Origin of the sequence: Sphingomonas sp. LM7 (assembly GCF_002002925.1) — a bacterium.
Classification (GTDB): Bacteria; Pseudomonadota; Alphaproteobacteria; order Sphingomonadales; family Sphingomonadaceae; genus Sphingomonas.
Genome location: NZ_CP019511.1, coordinates 1344440 through 1360498 on the forward strand (window position 1 = coordinate 1344440; position 16059 = coordinate 1360498).

Here is a 16059-nt window from a genome sequence, read left to right on the forward strand (position 1 = left end):
AGGGGGCGAAAACATGCACGACCAGCAGACCATGGCCGGGGCGCCGCCGATCTCGCCGCAAGGCGAAGACACGCTCCGCCGGATCAGCCGCCGCCTGATGCCACTGCTCTGCGTCCTGTATCTGATCGCCTATATCGATCGCCAGAACGTCTCCTACGCAAAGCTGGAGATGGTCGATGCGCTGGGCCTGTCCGAAGCGGCCTATGGCCTGGGCGCCAGCCTGTTCTTCCTCGGCTATTTCCTGTTCGAGGCGCCGGCGAACATGATCCTCGCCAGGGTCGGTGCGCGGCTGTGGTTCGCGCGGATCATGGGCACCTGGGGGCTGATCACGCTCGCGCTCGGCTTCACCCAAGACGCCACGATGTTCTACGTGCTGCGCTTCCTGCTGGGCGTCGCGGAGGCGGGCTTCTTCCCCGGCGTGCTCTATGTGCTGACACTCTGGTATCCCCAGGCACGGCGCGCGCAGATGGTCGGCTGGTTCATGATCGCCAGCGCCGTCGCCAACGCAGTCGGATCGCTGATCGGCGGCGCGCTGCTGGAGCTTGGCGGTGTCGCCGGCCTTGCCGGCTGGCAATGGGTGTTCATCGCCACCGGCATACCCGCCGTGCTGCTGGTCCCGGTAGTGCTGATGGCGTTGCCCAGCACGCCCCAGGACGCACGCTTCCTCAGCGCTACGGACAAGGCCTGGCTCGCGGCCGAACTCGCCGCCGAGCCTAAACAGGCGCTGGAAGGATCGGCATGGCGTGCGCTGCTCGATCCGCGCGTGCTGATACTGGCCGGACTCTATTTCGGAATGCCGCTCGGTGCCTATGGGCTCAGCTATTGGCTGCCGACGATCGTCAAGGGCTTCGGCGCTTCGAACCTGCAGAACGGAGTCATCAACGTGATCCCGTGGGTCTGCGTCGCGTTCGCGCTATGGGCAGTACCGCGCCACGCCGCGCGGTACGGCGCAAGCCGCTGGCATATCGTGGCTCCCTTGCTGGTCGCCGCGGCCGCCCTGCTCGGTAGCGTGCTGCTTCCGGGCGCCGCAGTGAAGTTCGCCTGCCTGTGCCTCGCCGCCGCGGCGGTCTTCGCGGGACAGCCGATGTTCTGGAGCGTGCCCCAGCGCCTGCTGACGGGCGCGCATGCTGCCGCGGGCCTCGCCGCTATCAACTCGGTCGGCAATCTGGGCGGTTTCGTCGCGCAGAACGCCGTCCCCGCCGTGCGCGACGCGACGGGCAGCAACCTGGCGCCGATGGCCCTTCTCTCGGTGGCGCTGGCGCTCTCCGCAGCGGGCTTCTTCGTGCTTCTGCCCAGAATCACCGGTAGCAAGCCAAACGCCTAACTTGCGGGAGCCCCGCGCCGCGCCGCGATGTATCGCGCGACTTGCTCGTCGAGGATGTCGAGCGGCAAGGCGCCCTGCCCCAGCACCGCTTCGTGGAAATCGCGGATGTCGAAGCGTGCGCCCAGCTCCCGCTCTGCCCGCGCGCGGAGTTCGGCGATCCTGAGCTGGCCGACCATGTAACTCGTCGCCTGGCCGGGCCAGTTGAAATAGCGATCGACTTCGCGGCCGATATCGGTGTCCGAAACCGAGCTGTTCGAACGGAAATAGGCGACCGCCTGGTCGCGCGTCCAGCGCTTGGAATGGATGCCGGTGTCGAGCACCAGCCGGATCGCTCGCCACACTTGCAGCGACAGCATCCCGAACCGGGCATAGGGATCCTTGTAGACGCCCATCTCGTTCGCCAGCCGCTCCGAATAGAGCCCCCAGCCCTCGGTATAGGCGCCATAGCCGCCGAACTTGCGGAACTTGGGGAGTCCGGTGAGTTCCTGTTGGCGCGCGATCTGGAAATGATGCCCGGGCGCGCCCTCATGCGCGGCGATCCCGGCGACCTGGACCTTCTGCGTCTGGTTCATGTCGACGAGATTGACATAGTAGATGCCCGGCCGTGACCCGTCGGCCGAGGGCCGGTTGTAGAAGGCAGTGGAAGCCGTGCCTTCGCGCCACTTTTCCACCGCGCGCACCTCCAGCGGCGCCTTGGGCAGCACGCGGAAATAGCGGGGCGCCACTTCGAGCACCGACGCAATCACGGCGCGTGCATCGCGCAGATACTCTTCGCGACCCGCTTCGGTGTTGGGGTATTTGAACTTCGGATCCGTCCGGATTTGATCGAAGAATTGTTCGAGCGTGCCGGTGAAGCCGACTTCGCGCTTGATCGCCTCCATCTCCCGGCGGATCGCGGCGACTTGGCCGAGGCCGAGCGCATGGATCTGGTCGGCGCTCAGGCTGGTCGTCGTCGAGCTCTTCAGCCGATCGGCATAATAGGCTGCGCCATTCGGCAGGCTCCAGGCGCCGAAATTGCCCTTGGACCTGGGCTCGACTGCGTCGAGCGCGGCGAACAGCGACGCAAAGCCTCGCTGGAACGGCCCGGTGAGCGCGGCCTGGGCGTCGGCAAGCAACTTGGCCTTGGTCGCTTGCGGCGCGTCCAGCTTGCCGACCTTGGTGCGGAAATCCGCCATCAGCGTCGAATCCGGGCCATTGTCGAACGGGGCGCCGGTGATGACCTTGCGCGCATCGGCACGCGCGGGGGCGAAATTGACCTTGTTGGGCACGATCCCGGCGGCGGCCTGCTCGCGCATCAGCGCGGCGACTTCGCGCATCACCCGCTCGGTATCGCGAAGGCGCGCGATATAGGCTTGTGCATCGGCGACGCTGTCGACCTTGTGATTGTTGATGAGCAGCACCGGGATGGCCCCGGCCGGGCTGCCGTTGGTCGAGACGGGAAACCGCAGCTTGCGGAAGCGGAACGACTCCCGGCTCCGCTCGACTTCATATTCGAACAGGCGATAGCTGACCCGGGCGCTTTCGCTCAGTTGCTCGGGCCGGAAGCGCGCGCGCATCTCTTTCAGTTGTTGCGCGGCGAGGTCCTGCTTACGGCGCGCCGCCGCGTCGGTGTAATCGTCCAGCCGATCATAGTCGGTCTTGAACCCCAATTGGGTCTGCGCTTCGGGACTGAGGCGGATCTGGGCGTCATAGGCCTGGTCGAGAAATTCGAGCAGCGCCGCATCCTGCGTTTCCGCCTGCGTCACCTGCCCCGTGGCCGGAGCGCCCGCCTGCAGGAGCGGCACGACGGGGAGCAGCATCAGAAAGAGAGCGGGACGCATTAAAATCTCCTATCGCATCGGGGCGTTTTCAGCCGAATGCGAATCTCCTGCCGTTTTTGGGGCGGGCTAGCAACGCCGCGACGCCCTCCGCTACAGATCGGGCAAAGACGCACAGAATCGCGATTGTACGAAGGAGGGGATCATGGAGGTACGCCGGACACTATGGGCGATGCTGTTGCTGCCGGCGGCGGCATCGGCACAGAGCGCGACTGAGCAGGCGCGGGCGATCGCAGGCGAGCCCGTTTCGGCGCCGCAGCGCCTGACCCTCGTCGATCTGCCGCACCCGACGGGAAAGCCGATCGCACTGTTCGACGGGCGCAGCCTGGACGACTGGCAGCCATGGCTCGGCTATCCCGACCCTGCGGTGACCTACAAATCCAGTCCGAACAGCGCCGCGATCGGCACCGGCCGCGACACGCGCGGCGACTTCGCGGTCCGCCAGGTCGATGGCGCGCCCGCGATCTGGATCAAGGGCGAGACCTGGGGCAGCCTCGTCCACCGGGCCGACCTTCGCGACTATCATCTCCGGCTCGAGTATAAATGGGGTGCGAAGACCTGGACGCCGCGCGAAACGCAGCCGCAGAACAACGGCTTGCTCTATCACACCCATGGCGCACCGGGAGAGGTGTTCGGGACGTGGCGTCCGTCGGTCGAGTTCGAGATCATGAAAGGCTCGACGGGCATGATCGTCACCGTCGGCACCAGGGTACGCGCGAAGACGACCGTCGCGTTTGATCCGTCGCTGATCGCGCCGCACCTGCGCTTTCGCGCCGGTGGCCGGGAAATCGACATGGTCAACGGCACCCTGACTTGGAATGTCGAAGCCGCCACCGATGCCGAGCGTCCGGCCGGCGAGTGGAACACGCTCGACCTGTACGTCCTGGGCGATCGCGCGATCCATGTCGTCAACGGCGTTCCGGTCGCCGAGGTGCGCGACCTGGCGGTCATCGGGCCCGACGGCACGCGGCAGCCGCTGACGCATGGGCAGATCCAGCTCCAGTCCGAAGGCGCGGAGACCTGGTTCCGCGCGATCACCGTCGAGCCGATCCGCAGCCTGCCCCGGCTGGTGGCGTCGGGCGGCTAGCGCAGGACTTTCGTGACCACCGGCCGAGCGGTCCCGATCGGCAGCTTGCTCACTTCTCAATCATAGGGGAGCAGGCCCCGCTCGTGCGGTTCACGCGCGAGTCGATCGCCTGGATCAGCGATCCGCGAACCGCACTGCGAAATACGCGACGGTCCCGCCGGTCGGGGAGGCCAGCATCGCAACCAGCACGCCGCGTCCATCCTGGCCGCGCCACGCCTGTGCGAGTTTCTTGCCGGGATCCGCGCCGGGCAGCGCGACCGCCGTGGCACCGCGCTGACGCGCCAGATTGTCGATGCGCTTCGCGATCGCGACCCAGGGGATGTCCTTCCGCACCGCGAAAAGGCGCTCGCCTTCTATCGTGACGCCGTCCTTGGACACGTCCTGCGCCAGCCCGTGCAATGCCCGTCGCTCCGCTGGATCGGTGCTGGGTCCGGCGCCGGCCGGTGCCGGCAGCGACGCGAGGTCGAACCCGCGGACAAGGCCCAGAAAGGCAAACAGACTCAAGAGCGCCGCTTTCAGCAAGGGATGTCCTTCACGCCGAGCTTGCCCGCTTTGCGCGAACCGCTCAACCCTGAACGCATGAGCTTCAGCGCGGTGCCGGCCCGACGGTGAACGCCTCGGCGCCGCCGGTATCGGCGAGGGTGCGCAACGGCACTTCCATCGTCGGCGATGCGGTGTCCTTCCCCTCGCCTACGTTCATGTTGGTGCTCCACGGATTGCGCACGGACACCATCCATTCGCCCTCGGCATTCTGGTGGATGCCCTCGACGGTGTAGACATGATTGTCGACCAGCCCGTCCTGCGTGCCCTCATTGCCGCGGATCTTGTCCCACAGGCTCTGGTTCTCGGGGACGGTCCACAAGGTCACCGGGCGGTGGTTGGACAAGGCTGCATCGACTTGCCCGGCCATCCGGTCGAGTGCCGAATTCTCGCTTTCGAAAAAGCCCTCGGAATAGCGGATCTCGTCGCCGCGATCGCCGGTGATCGCCTGCATCGCGTCCTGAGGCCAGCCGCCATTGGCGATCGCGGTATAGCCCTCGGTCAATCCGTCGGCGGGGTTGCTGTCGTGGATCTTGGCATAGGCAGTCTCGGCGACCGCGGGCCAGATCGGGCCGTCGAGCCCGCTATTGTCGGCAGTCGATCCGCCCAAACGTGCGAGATTGTCCTCAACTTCGGCCTGGGTGACGGTCACCGACTGTGGATCGCCGTTACTGTCATGGAGCTGGACAGTGAAATTGCCGGTGCCCGCGTCGAAGCTGATCATGTTGCGGACCGCATCGGGCTGCTGCTGCGCCAGCGCGCCCAGCGTGGCGACGAAATAGCAGTCGCCCAGCGCATCCTGGCGGATGTCGGCGGAGGTCGGGCCTTGGGCGCCGTAGAGATCGGCGGCGTCGAAGCGGACTTCGGCGGGCTTGGTGCCGCTGCCGCCGCCGTCGATCGGGATACGGAATCCCGGCACCGACACCGACGAACCTGCGAGCAGCGACTCCAGGTTGAAACGGGTTGCAATGCTTCCGGCGGCCTCGAGCATGCCGACTCTCCCAATTCTTTCACGCGACCTATGCGCCCTGCGCGCAGCACCGGCGATAATCGGATCGATTATGGCGCACAGGGTGCGCGCCCGGCATCTAGTGCAGCATCCGATCGAAGGACGGCGCGCGATGCAGGTAAACAGAGCAGCCCCAACCAACACGGCGTCGACTCCCCCGTCGACCCCGCCCTCAACGTCGAAAGACGCAGAGGCATATCGTTCGGACTGGCAGCCGTCGCGCGTAACTCCGGCGCTGCATTCGGCGCCATCGGCATCCTCCCCCCGGACCGATGGCGCCGACTCCCTCCAGCAGCGCGCCGCCAATGATCAGGGCGCACTTCCCTTCGCCGCTGGCACGGGCAGCGCGTCTGCAGTCGAGCCGGTGCATCTCGCCACGCTGTCGCCGGTCACCGGCGCGACCGGACCTTCGGCGCCGAATTTCGCCGCGAACGACGCGCCTGACCTCCAGCAAGTGCACACCAACGCGCTGCTCGCCAAGGACGTCTATAACGACGTGCCCAGCCCGCCCTCGGGCTATCGCGCCGCGAACGACGCCGATCTCGCCCGGCTGGGCCTGACCAAGGACATGCTCGAGCAGCCCGGCGAAAGCAGCTTCCGCGCCCGCGTCTATGTCAGCGGCGAAGCGGGGCAGGAAAGCTACACCGTCGTGTTCCGCGGCAGCCAGTCGGGGGACGACTGGAAGAGCAACGCCCAGCAGGGCATCGGTCTCGATTCGACCCATTACGCCAACGCGCTGGAGATCGGGAAGAAGCTCGCGCGCACCGATGCCGATGTCACCTTGGTCGGGCATTCGCTCGGCGGTGGGCTCGCGGCGGAGGCAGCGATCGCCTCGGGCCGCCCGGCCGACACGTTCAACGCCGCAGGGCTGCACCAGAACACGATCGAAAAGGCACAGGCCGTCGCCGAAGCGGCCGGCCGCGGCACTTCGTCGATCAACAATTACCGCGTACCCGGCGAAATCCTGACTTCGTTCCAGGAGGGCGGCGACCGCGCTGTCGGCGCGGGGCTCGGCAGCCTGGTCACCGGCGGCATCGGCGGAGGGATCGTCGGCGGCGCAGTGGTCGACCTGCCCGAAGCCTATGGCGCGCAGCACGATCTCCCCAATGTCCGCCCCGAGGACGCGCAGTGGTGGGACTCGATCAACCCGATCGATCGCCACAGCATGGACTGGGTTCTCGCCGGCACCGCGGCACAAGCGGGCCGCTGAACGGTTGACGCACCACCTGCGATAGGACGAGGGTGCGGCGTGTGCGAAAACTATTCCTCCTCAGCCCCGCGCTCGCGCTCATGACGATGGGCTGCGAAAGCGATGCGCGCGCCGATTGCTTCGTGCCCGGCACCGAGCTTCCGTCGCGCCGCGATACCCTCACCGACCAGCGGCTGGGAGCCGCCGCCCGCGACTTTGCCGAAGCGCTGTACGACGGCGATCTGGCCAGGGCCGGGCAATTGCTGCGCGGCGATCCCGGGCTCGCCCGTCGACGCGTGGGCACGCATTACGACATGCTGTCGGTCGCGCTCTCCACTTGCCGTGCCGAAGCGGTCGATCTCGTCATCCGCGGCGGCGCCCCGCTCAACGGCGTCGAAGACAAGGGCCTGCCGCTGCGCCTCGCGCTGCGCGCCAAGGATCCCGATTTCGCGCGTCGGCTGCTCAAGGCCGGGGCGAGCCCCAATCCGGCAGGCATGCCGAGCGGACCGATGCGCACCGCAATCACGCTCAATTCGCTCGGCGCAGTGCGGATGCTGCTCGATTTCCGCGCCGACCCCGAGGTGATGGAGGCGACCGGCAACCGCCCGCTCCACACCGCGCTCGACATGGAGCATTTCCGCATCGCCGAACTGCTGCTCGATCGCGGCGCAGATGCCTGGGCGATCGACAGCGGCGGCGCCAATCTCGGCACCGCCGCGACCACCAAGATGCTCACCGATTCGGCCGAGGAAGCGCAAGCGCAGCAGCGGCTGGCGGCGCAGCTCAAGAAGCTCGGCTGGCCCGAGCCGGTGCCGTCGTTCCGCGAAGTGCGCAATGCCGCGGCGGCGGGGCAATGGCCGCCCGCAGGGACGGGTGCGAAGCCGGTGCCGGCGGAAGTGCTGGCGATCCTCAAGGCGAATGCGCAGCGGGCGAATTAAGCTACGTCCCAACCCCGTTCGTGCTGAGCTTGTCGAAGCACCGTTTTCTTTCTGCCTGCGTCGGGAGAAGGAAGGACGGCCCTTCGACAAGCTCAAGGCGAACGATGGTTAGGTAAACGCCGCCTCGGTCGACAGGCTGCCCAGCGCCACCCCCGCCTCGCGCAGCTGCGCTTCGAGTTCGCGCATCGTCCCGTCATAGGGCGGCGCGCCGTTGCCGAGCAGCAGCGACACGTCGAGCGCGCCCGCGGCGTTGCGGACCAGCCGCGCGCCGGTGGCGGGCCAGGCGCCGTCGCCGAAGGTCACCGTGACTTCCTTGGTGCCCTTGCCGTTCTCGCGCGTCCACAGATCGGCAAGCATCTGCGCGAAGGCGCCGGGATCGACATGCGCCGCGGGCATCACGGGCATCGGCATCGCCTGGGGCTGGGTGTGGCCGGCAAAGCCGAACAGCCCATCCTGCCGCTCGCGCGCCTCGCGCTCCTGGCGCAGCGACGCCTCGCGGAAATCGCCCGCTGCCTCGCGCTGCTGGACCGGCACTTCGCCGCGGCGATCGGCCTGGGCCAGCCCCTTGCCGAGCTTGGGCGCTTGCGTGCCCTGATCCTTCACGGGCACTTCCTTGGCCTGGAACTGGCTGCGCGCCTTGCCGAGCGCATCCTTCATCGCGCGGACATCGTCGGGAGCCGGCTGGTTGCCGCCCTGGATCGGCGCACGACCGAGCTGGCGGATCGGCTTGGCTTCCGAAGAACTGACGCGAGTCATCACGACTTCCTTGCTTCGAGTGTGTCGAGCGCGACGCGCTCTTCCTGCCGGCGCTCCCAGCGCCGCAGCGCCTGCCCGGCATGGTCGGCAAGCCGATCGTGCCGCGCGCGCGCGAGAATCATTGCCTTGCGCCGATCGGCCTCGGTCTCGCCGCACAGCCGCTCGCCCTCGCGCGCGTCGTTGAGCGCGCTGCGCGCCACCGAGCGGCGGAAATGGCTGCGATCGACCATTGCGAGCAGCCGCTCGGCCTCGGCCGGATCGGTGGCGAGATCGGCATGCGCCTGCGCCATCGCACTGTCGGCGATTTCGGCGGCAGCATCGGCATCGGCGCGCTCGCGCTCGGCCGCGGCGGTGGCGGCGCGCGCTTCGGCCAGCGCGACCGCGGCGCTCTGCATTCGCACCGCGCGCAGCCGGACCAGCGACTTGGCCTGGCGCTGTTGATCGCGCGCGGCCGTCATCCGGCGACGCCGCGCAATAGCATCAGCGAGGTCTGGAAGTCCTCGGAGCGGTTGGTGTCCTGGCGCAGCAGCGTGTCGATCTCGGGCTTGGCTGCGATCGCTCGGTCGGCGAGCGGATCGGCACCCGCACGGTATTCGCCGACCTGAACGAGGAACTCGATCTCGGCATGCTTGGCAAGCAGCGCGCGGACCCGCGTCGCCGCATCGCGATGCGCCGGATCGGCGAGCCGGGGGAACAGGCGGCTGAGGCTGCCGAGCACATCGATCGCGGGATAATGGCCCGCCGCGCCGAGCTTTCGCGACAGGATGACGTGGCCGTCGAGGATCGAGCGCACTTCCTCGCCGATCGGATCGTCGCCTTCCTCATCCTCGACCAGCACGGTGTAGATCCCCGTGATCGATCCGACGCTGTCGTTGCCGGCGCGCTCGAACAGGCGGGGCAGCTCGGCGAAGACCGAGGGCGGGAAGCCGCGGCGCACCGCGGGCTCGCCCGCCGCGAGCCCGATCTCGCGGAGCGCGCGGGCGAAGCGCGTGACCGAGTCCATCAGCAGCAGCACGTTGCGGCCTTCGCTGCGGAAGCCCTCGGCAATGGCCGTGGCGTGGTGCGCGGCGCGGACGCGCTCCATCGCCGCGCGATCCGAGGTGGCGCAGACGATCACCGCGCGGGCGAGGCCCTCCTCGCCCAGCGCATCCTCGATGAACTCGCGGACTTCGCGACCACGCTCGCCGATCAGCGCGATGACGATGACATCGGCCTTGGCAAAGCGCGCCAACATGCCGAGCAAGGTCGACTTGCCGCCGCCCGCCGCGGCGAAAACGCCTAGCCGCTGGCCGCGGCCAAGGGTGAGCAGCGTATCGATCGCGCGTACGCCGGTGGGCAGCGGCGTATCGATCAGCGCGCGCTCCATCGGCTGGGGCGCGGGCGCGTGCAGCGGCCTGCGCTGGAGATCGGGCGCGAGATCGCCCTTGCCGTCGATCGGTCGCCCACGCCCGTCGAGCACGCGGCCGAGCAGCCCCTCGCCCCAGGGCACCAGATCCTCGCCGCTGCGCACGATCACTTCGGCATCGACCGAGAGCCCGCGCACGTCGCCGAGCGGCGTCAGGATCGTCGCCTGCCCCGCGATGCCGACGACTTCGACGGGCACGACACGCCCGCTCGACGGCTCGATCACTTCGCAGAAATCGCCGATCCGCGGGGCGATGCCGGTCACCTTGAGCGTGGTGCCCAATATCTCGACCAGCCGCCCGCGCCGTTCGACCGTCGGGCTGCGCTGAAGCCCGGCGAGCAGCTGGTCGACCGTGGTGACGGGGCCGTCAGCCATGCAGCGTCTCGGCCCACATCCGCTCGATCTGGGCGAGTTGGGTATCCAGCCCCGCATGGGTGCGCCCGAGCGCAGTCTCGATCACGCAATCCTGGTTGCCGAGCGCGGGATCGCCCTCGACGCTGAGCCCGGTTCGCCCGTCGAGTTGCACCCGGACCATCTCGACCGCACCGGGCGCGACGCGGACTACCGCCACGCTGTCCGGCGCAAGCTGCGCGGCGGCGCGCTCTGCGAGGCCGGCCACCATGACGCCGTCGTCCAAGTCGCCGGCGATACGGCGGATCACTTCGAGCGCGAGGCGGGCGATGTCCTTCTGCCGTTCGCGCTGCAATTCGCTGTCGCGCATGGCGATGCGGAACAGCTCGGCCTGGCGCTCGGTCTCGGCGGCGGCGAGGCCTTCGTCGCGTCCGGCGGCGAAGCCTGCGGCATGTGCGGCCTCGCGCGCGGCGTCGATCGCGCCTTCGGCGCCGCTACGCAGGTGGCCGGCCTCGGCAAACAGCGCGAGCGCGTCCTGCACCTGGCCGACGTCCCGCGCAGGAACCAGCGGCTCGTCGGTCAGCGCAGTCGCGAGCCGATCGGCATGGAGGACGAGGAAAGTCATTCGCGTGCCGCCTCGACTGCCGCGTCGACAAAGGCATCGAGTGCATCGCGCGGGCACGCCAGCGCCAGATGGTCGGCGCGCCACGGCAGATAACCGCGCAACGGCATCGGCAGTTGCTCGCGCAGCAGCGAGAAGCCGTAGATTTCGAGCTCGTCCGCGTCGAGCCAGCGCGCGGGCGCTTTCGGCATCGTCGGGATCGTCGCGATCGCCCAGTCGAGCAGGTCCTCGCCCGCAACTTCGGCGAGCTTGCCGAGCCAGGCACCGTCGATCGACCCGGCCAGCGTATCGCCCATCCATAGCAATGCGACGCGCAGCGCCAGCTTGCGCTGCGCGGCGGCAGGCAGCCGGAGCCAGGCCGGGGCACTGGGCAGATCGGCGAAGCACGCTGCCGGATCCTCGCAGCCGTTCAATTGCTTGAGCAGCAAGGCGGCGCGGCGCGAGCCGGGCCCGCCCTCAACCGCGACGAGATCGTTGCCGATCGCCGCCAGCGTCGCGCGTTGCTCGGCTGCTCTCATACGCCACCCTCACGCCGGGCGACCGCGTTGCGCCGCTGCTGCCAGCGCCGCAGGCTCGGATAGCCGAGCGCGGCGATGAGCAGGAGGAGCCCCGCGATCGCGACGCCGACCAGATTGGCGTTGAGCACGTCCCCGCCATCCTTGCGTGCCACCGTCGGCAGCGGCTGGGCCGGGAAAGTCTCGACCGAGACGTTCTCGTATTTGAGGCCCTGGACCGAATTGACCACCAGTGCCTTCACCTTGCTGATCTGGGTCTCGATATTGGCACCGTTGCGGTATTTGATGAACACCGACGCCGAGGAAGGCTGCCCGGTCTCGGCCAGCGGCTTGTCGTCCGGCATCACCAGATGGACGCGCGCCTGCACGACGCCGTCGATCTCCGAGATGGTGTGCGACAGTTCCTGGCTCATGCCATAGACCAGCCGCGCCTTCTCCTCGGTCGGCGAGGAGACCAGCCCCTCGCGCTTGAACACTGTCCCCAGCGAGGCGAATTCCTCGCGGGGATAGCCCTGGCTGTGAAGCACTTCGACCGCACGGCTGAAATCGCCTTTGTCGGTCTGCAGCGTCCAGCCCTTCTCGCCGGCCTCGGTCTTGGTCGCGCTGATCCCGGCGCTCTGTAGCACCGCGATCATCTCGTTGGCCTGGGTCTCGGTGAGCTTCGAATAGAGCTCCGCCCTGCCGCACGCGGCAAGCAGAAGGCAGAGCCCGATCAGGGCCGGGCGCATGTTTCGGGCAAACTTGCCCATGTCAGTTCTCCATGCGTGAGACCGGCAATGCAGGCCTCACGATTGCTGCCGGAATAGCTGCTGGATGCCGTCCGACGTGCGGTTGGCGATGTTCGAGGTCAGCTGGCAGTGGAACATGAACTCGTGGCACTTCATGGTCAGATCGACCACTTCGCCTGGGGTCATTTCCGATCCGCTCGCCTGCGCGGTCTTGGCGTATTCGGACACGCTCTTCGCCTCGCCGTTGACGCGCTCGATCTGGCTGAACATCGCCTGCATCGCCGGCCCCAGCGCGTCCGCGCCGACGCCGCCGCCAGGACTCATCGCCGAGAGCGAGCCCTGGAAGCTGGTGATATCCGAAACCGACGCGTTCGGGCTTGCCTGAACGAGGTCGGCCGGCATGGGGGCGAAGGCGGAACTCGCCATCGCCCCTGCAATGGCTTCGATCGACATGATCGCCTCCGATTAGTTCTTGCGGGCCATCGTCTCGAGCGCCTTGCCGACGCTGTCGATCGAGCTCGACGAGCTGTTCGCCATGAACGACATCCGCATCGATTCGGCCGTCAGCTTGGTGATCTGCGAGGGATTGTCGCTGCCGTTGTTGCCGACCTCGTTCGACATCGCCTCGATCCGCGTCGCCTGCTTGTCGAGCGTCTGACCCCAGCTGTCCGCCAGTGCCTCGAACCAGGTTCCCGGCGCCGAGCCCTTGTTCATCTTGTTGCCGGTCAACGGCGAAAGCGAGATGTTGGTAAGTCCGTTCGTGATCGAATTCGACATGACTCTACTCCTTCACACAACAAATGGTCAGAACTTCAATTGCGTCTCCCGGCCGTTCTTCTCGAAGAACACCGTGTCTCCTTGGATGGTGATGAGGCGATGGCCGCTCGGCATGATCGCGCCGGCGAAATAGCGCGCGCCATCTACGGTCTGGATATAGGCCGGGTCGCCAGCGACGACGGTCGAGACCTTCCTGGTCGCGTCGGCGATCGTGCGGATCGGCGTGTCGTCGCGCGGCGGTAGGTCGTCGCGGAAGACCAGCCGGCCCAATTGCTTGACGTCGCTGCGGATCGCCGAGGCGAGCTTGCCGCGCTGGTCCTCGGTCATCCGCGTGACCCGCAGCTCGACGCCGGTGCGCGAAATCGGCCGACCGACTGCCTGGAGGCCGTGGATCCGCGCCACTTCGGCGGCGGCCTGGGCCAGCTCGGCGCTGGTCTGCAGATTGACCGTCGCATGGATGCCGCGGTCGCGCAGTGCCTCCTGCGCCTTCAGCCGCTCGGCATCGTTGGCGACGACGCCGCTGACGATCACGCCGCCGGTCGCCGGATCGTGGGTGGTCTTGAGCGGCGACAGTCCGGCGCCGTTCAGGACATGCTCGGCGCGCATCGCCTCGTCGCCGCGCAGCCCGAGCGCGTCCATCGTCGGCACGGCCAGCGCCGCCCCCGCGGCCAAGGTCGCGACTGCGCCGACCGCGATCGCCCGCTTGCGCGTGAACCAACCGCTGACATGCCCGCCGGCCTTGCCGAGCAGCAACATCGCCTCGTCCTGCGCCGAGGGCGGCGGCAGCGGCGGCGCGGGCGTGCTGCCGGCGATGCCGCTTGCCTCGGCCCAGCGCGCGCTCTCGGGATCGCCCCAGGCGAGCGCGACACCGCCGATCGAGAAGGGAACATATGCCGGAAGGATCGCCGTCTGCCCCTCGCCCACATGCGAGCCGAGCAGCAGCGCCTCCCCGGTCAGCACGGTAATCTGCGCTCCGCCGTCACCATCGACCAACAGATCGACGGCAATGCCCTTGGTCGCGGGATCGCGGATGACGACATCCTGCCAGAACTGATGGCCAATCGACACGGTTCCGCTCGTCGGCAATTGCTTCTCGGTGCCGGCGAGCCGGCCGTTGAGCACGCGAAGAACGGCAGGCAAGGTCATTGCGCCGGACGCTCCCCGTTGGTCGTAGACGGGATCGTCGCGGATTGCGCCCCCGCCGGCATCGGCGCCGCGGCCGCCAGAGGCGCACGCGAGGCGAGCGGCACCAGCCGCGGAGTGATCAGGAACAGCCGCTCGGTATGGCCGCGGCTCTTGTTGCGGAACTTGAACAGCTCGCCCAGCAGCGGGATGTCACCGAGCAGCGGCACCTTGGTCTCGTCGTTGGTCTCGGCGTCGATCGTCATCCCGCCGAGCAACAGGCTCTCACCATCGACGACCATGCCCTGCGTCGCGACGCTGGCGCGATCGACCACCGGGATGTTCTCGACCATCGAGTCCGGGCTGATGCTGCCGTCCTCGATGTTGACCAGCACGCGGATGCGGGTCTGGTCGTGGTCGCGGAAGACGTGCGGGTTGACGCGCATCACCGTGCCGGCGGTGACGTTGAACAGATCGACTTCCTCGCGGCCCGCGACCTTGACGTAGAAGGTCCGCGTACGATCGAACACCGCCTCGACGTTCGACAGCGTCATGATCTGCGGGCGCGAGACGATCCGCGCCGCGCCCTTGTTCTCGAGCGCGGTGATCCGGCCGAGGAACTCGCGCTGGCTGCCGATGATCGTCGAGATCGTGCCGCCAGCGCCCGACGGCGTGATGTTGTTGACGTTGGAGCGGCGGTCCGAACCGGGGATCGGGAAGAGCCGGGTGTCGTTGGCGGTGCCATCGCCGAACAGCGCGCCGAAGCCGCCGCTGCCGAAGCGCCAGTTGATGCCCAGGCGCTGGAGCTTGTCGACATTGATGTCGATGATGGTCGCTTCGATTTCGACGATCTGCGGCTCGACGTCGAGCGCGCGGATCAGCGAGTCGTACGCCGCCATCCGCTCGGGCACGTCGCGCACGACGATTGCGTTGAGATAGGCGCTCGGCTCGATGCGGACGACGTCCTGCGTCAGCGGCGCCGCCAGCCCCATGCCGCCGTCGCCACCGCCGAGGACTTCGGTCGCAGCGTAATTGCCGGCCTGCGAGGCATCGGGCGAGACGCCGTCGAGCCCCTGCCCCTTCAGCCGCGGCTGGCTCTGGCGGACGAGCCGCGCGCCCAGCGACGGCACCACCGCGCTGCCACCGGGCTTCTGATCGAGCACGAGGTTCTGGAGGATCGAGGCGAGCCCGGGGACGCGCGTCTCGCGGCCGCCGGCAGTGACCAAGGTATCCTCGGCGCGGGCGTAGCGGAGATAGAAGACGCGGAATTCGATCGGCTGGCTGACCGGCCCGCGCGGCGCATCATAATAGCCGCCACGGCCTCCGCCAAGCGCGCCGCCGGGCGCGGCCGGGGCGCCATCGGCGAGATCCTGGCCGCCGCGCGCCATCGTCGTCACCTGCTCGATGAAGCGCGGCGTGCCGCTGACGACGAGGCCATCGGTGGTAACGCGCAGCATGTTGCGCCGATCGGGCAGCCGTTGCGCGCGCGCCTGGCGTGCGACGCGGTCCGCAGCGGCGCTGCTCATCGGAAGATTCTGCACGCCGAGCTCGGTCGGCGCGTACACATAGATCGCGGCGCCGTCATAATAGGAGATCAGGCTGAACGCCTTGGCGATGTCGCCATAGATCTTCTCGACGGTCCCCTGGAACACGCCGTTGACCGTGCCGGTCAGCTTGGCGCTGGGCACCACCGGGCGCCCGGCCTTGCCGAACAGATCGCGCAGGAATGCCGCGATCGGCTGGTCACGCGCGACGATCGACACCTGGGCGCTCTGCGTGGCAGGCGCTGTCTGCGCATGCGCCGCTAACGGCACCGGCAGCGCGGCCATTGCCACGAACAGCATCGACGGATTCTTATACAGCTTCAATCAGCCCTCCG

At 68.1% G+C, this 16059-nt stretch carries 17 protein-coding genes; 4 read left to right on the forward strand and 13 right to left on the reverse strand.

What is annotated here, in order from left to right:
- Nucleotides 1-13 precede the first annotated feature (13 nt).
- Nucleotides 14-1324 carry an MFS transporter gene (locus BXU08_RS06215; protein ID WP_253190523.1) on the forward strand — a complete coding sequence of 437 codons (1311 nt, stop codon included), beginning with the start codon at nt 14-16 and terminating at the stop codon, nt 1322-1324.
- Here BXU08_RS06215 and BXU08_RS06220 read toward each other — a convergent pair.
- Nucleotides 1321-3144, reverse strand: a complete 1824-nt coding sequence (locus BXU08_RS06220) for a DUF885 family protein (protein WP_077509268.1) — start codon at nt 3142-3144, stop codon at nt 1321-1323. The two genes, BXU08_RS06215 and BXU08_RS06220, sit on opposite strands and share 4 nt — an antisense overlap.
- A 142-nt stretch (nt 3145-3286) precedes the next feature.
- Between BXU08_RS06220 and BXU08_RS06225 the strand changes: the two genes are divergently transcribed.
- Entirely contained in the window at nt 3287-4228 is a 942-nt protein-coding gene (locus BXU08_RS06225; RefSeq protein ID WP_150125435.1) for a DUF1080 domain-containing protein, read from the forward strand.
- 114 nt (nt 4229-4342) lie between these two features.
- Here the strand turns inward: BXU08_RS06225 and BXU08_RS06230 are convergent, their stop codons facing one another.
- Nucleotides 4343-4750, reverse strand: coding sequence for a hypothetical protein (locus tag BXU08_RS06230; protein ID WP_150125436.1), 408 nt, complete (start codon nt 4748-4750; stop codon nt 4343-4345).
- A 64-nt stretch (nt 4751-4814) separates the two neighbouring features.
- Nucleotides 4815-5759 (reverse strand): C2 family cysteine protease, encoded by a 945-nt coding sequence (locus BXU08_RS06235; RefSeq protein WP_077509271.1) that lies wholly within the window; start codon nt 5757-5759, stop codon nt 4815-4817.
- A gap of 130 nt (nt 5760-5889) precedes the next feature.
- Between BXU08_RS06235 and BXU08_RS20175 the strand changes: the two genes are divergently transcribed.
- Both BXU08_RS20175 and BXU08_RS06245 read left to right on the forward strand, forming a co-directional pair.
- On the forward strand, nt 5890-6987 hold the full coding sequence (locus BXU08_RS20175; protein WP_216352902.1) for a DUF2974 domain-containing protein: 1098 nt from the start codon (nt 5890-5892) through the stop codon (nt 6985-6987).
- A gap of 41 nt (nt 6988-7028) precedes the next feature.
- A complete protein-coding gene (locus tag BXU08_RS06245) occupies nt 7029-7904 on the forward strand; it encodes an ankyrin repeat domain-containing protein (protein WP_150125438.1) in 876 nt (291 codons plus the stop codon).
- A 108-nt stretch (nt 7905-8012) separates the two neighbouring features.
- Here the strand turns inward: BXU08_RS06245 and BXU08_RS06250 are convergent, their stop codons facing one another.
- From BXU08_RS06250 to sctC, 10 genes are read right to left on the reverse strand one after another with little or no spacing between them, the layout of a single operon-like run.
- Nucleotides 8013-8660, reverse strand: a complete 648-nt coding sequence (locus BXU08_RS06250) for a hypothetical protein (protein ID WP_077509274.1) — start codon at nt 8658-8660, stop codon at nt 8013-8015.
- Nucleotides 8660-9118 (reverse strand): hypothetical protein, encoded by a 459-nt coding sequence (locus BXU08_RS06255; RefSeq protein ID WP_077509275.1) that lies wholly within the window; start codon nt 9116-9118, stop codon nt 8660-8662. The genes BXU08_RS06250 and BXU08_RS06255 overlap by 1 nt, the downstream gene beginning before the upstream one ends.
- Nucleotides 9115-10440 (reverse strand): FliI/YscN family ATPase, encoded by a 1326-nt coding sequence (locus BXU08_RS06260; protein WP_077509276.1) that lies wholly within the window; start codon nt 10438-10440, stop codon nt 9115-9117. The genes BXU08_RS06255 and BXU08_RS06260 overlap by 4 nt, the downstream gene beginning before the upstream one ends.
- A complete protein-coding gene (locus BXU08_RS06265; protein ID WP_171982436.1) occupies nt 10433-11041 on the reverse strand; it encodes a FliH/SctL family protein in 609 nt (202 codons plus the stop codon). The genes BXU08_RS06260 and BXU08_RS06265 overlap by 8 nt, the downstream gene beginning before the upstream one ends.
- On the reverse strand, nt 11038-11556 hold the full coding sequence (locus BXU08_RS19985; protein WP_171982437.1) for a hypothetical protein: 519 nt from the start codon (nt 11554-11556) through the stop codon (nt 11038-11040). The genes BXU08_RS06265 and BXU08_RS19985 overlap by 4 nt, the downstream gene beginning before the upstream one ends.
- Nucleotides 11553-12302: a type III secretion system inner membrane ring lipoprotein SctJ gene (gene sctJ / locus BXU08_RS06270; RefSeq protein ID WP_150125439.1), complete on the reverse strand. Its 750-nt coding sequence runs from the start codon at nt 12300-12302 to the stop codon at nt 11553-11555. Before sctJ ends, BXU08_RS19985 begins: the two co-directional genes overlap by 4 nt.
- A 36-nt stretch (nt 12303-12338) precedes the next feature.
- On the reverse strand, nt 12339-12734 hold the full coding sequence (locus BXU08_RS06275; RefSeq protein WP_150125440.1) for a hypothetical protein: 396 nt from the start codon (nt 12732-12734) through the stop codon (nt 12339-12341).
- Nucleotides 12735-12746: 12 nt separating this feature from the next.
- The gene (locus tag BXU08_RS06280; protein WP_077509279.1) at nt 12747-13058 is read right to left on the reverse strand and encodes a hypothetical protein; all 312 of its coding nucleotides are present in this window, start codon (nt 13056-13058) and stop codon (nt 12747-12749) included.
- Nucleotides 13059-13085: 27 nt separating this feature from the next.
- Nucleotides 13086-14204 carry a hypothetical protein gene (locus BXU08_RS06285; protein WP_077509280.1) on the reverse strand — a complete coding sequence of 373 codons (1119 nt, stop codon included), beginning with the start codon at nt 14202-14204 and terminating at the stop codon, nt 13086-13088.
- Nucleotides 14201-16048, reverse strand: a complete 1848-nt coding sequence (sctC, locus tag BXU08_RS06290; protein WP_077509281.1) for a type III secretion system outer membrane ring subunit SctC — start codon at nt 16046-16048, stop codon at nt 14201-14203. Before sctC ends, BXU08_RS06285 begins: the two co-directional genes overlap by 4 nt.
- Nucleotides 16049-16059: the final 11 nt, after the last annotated feature.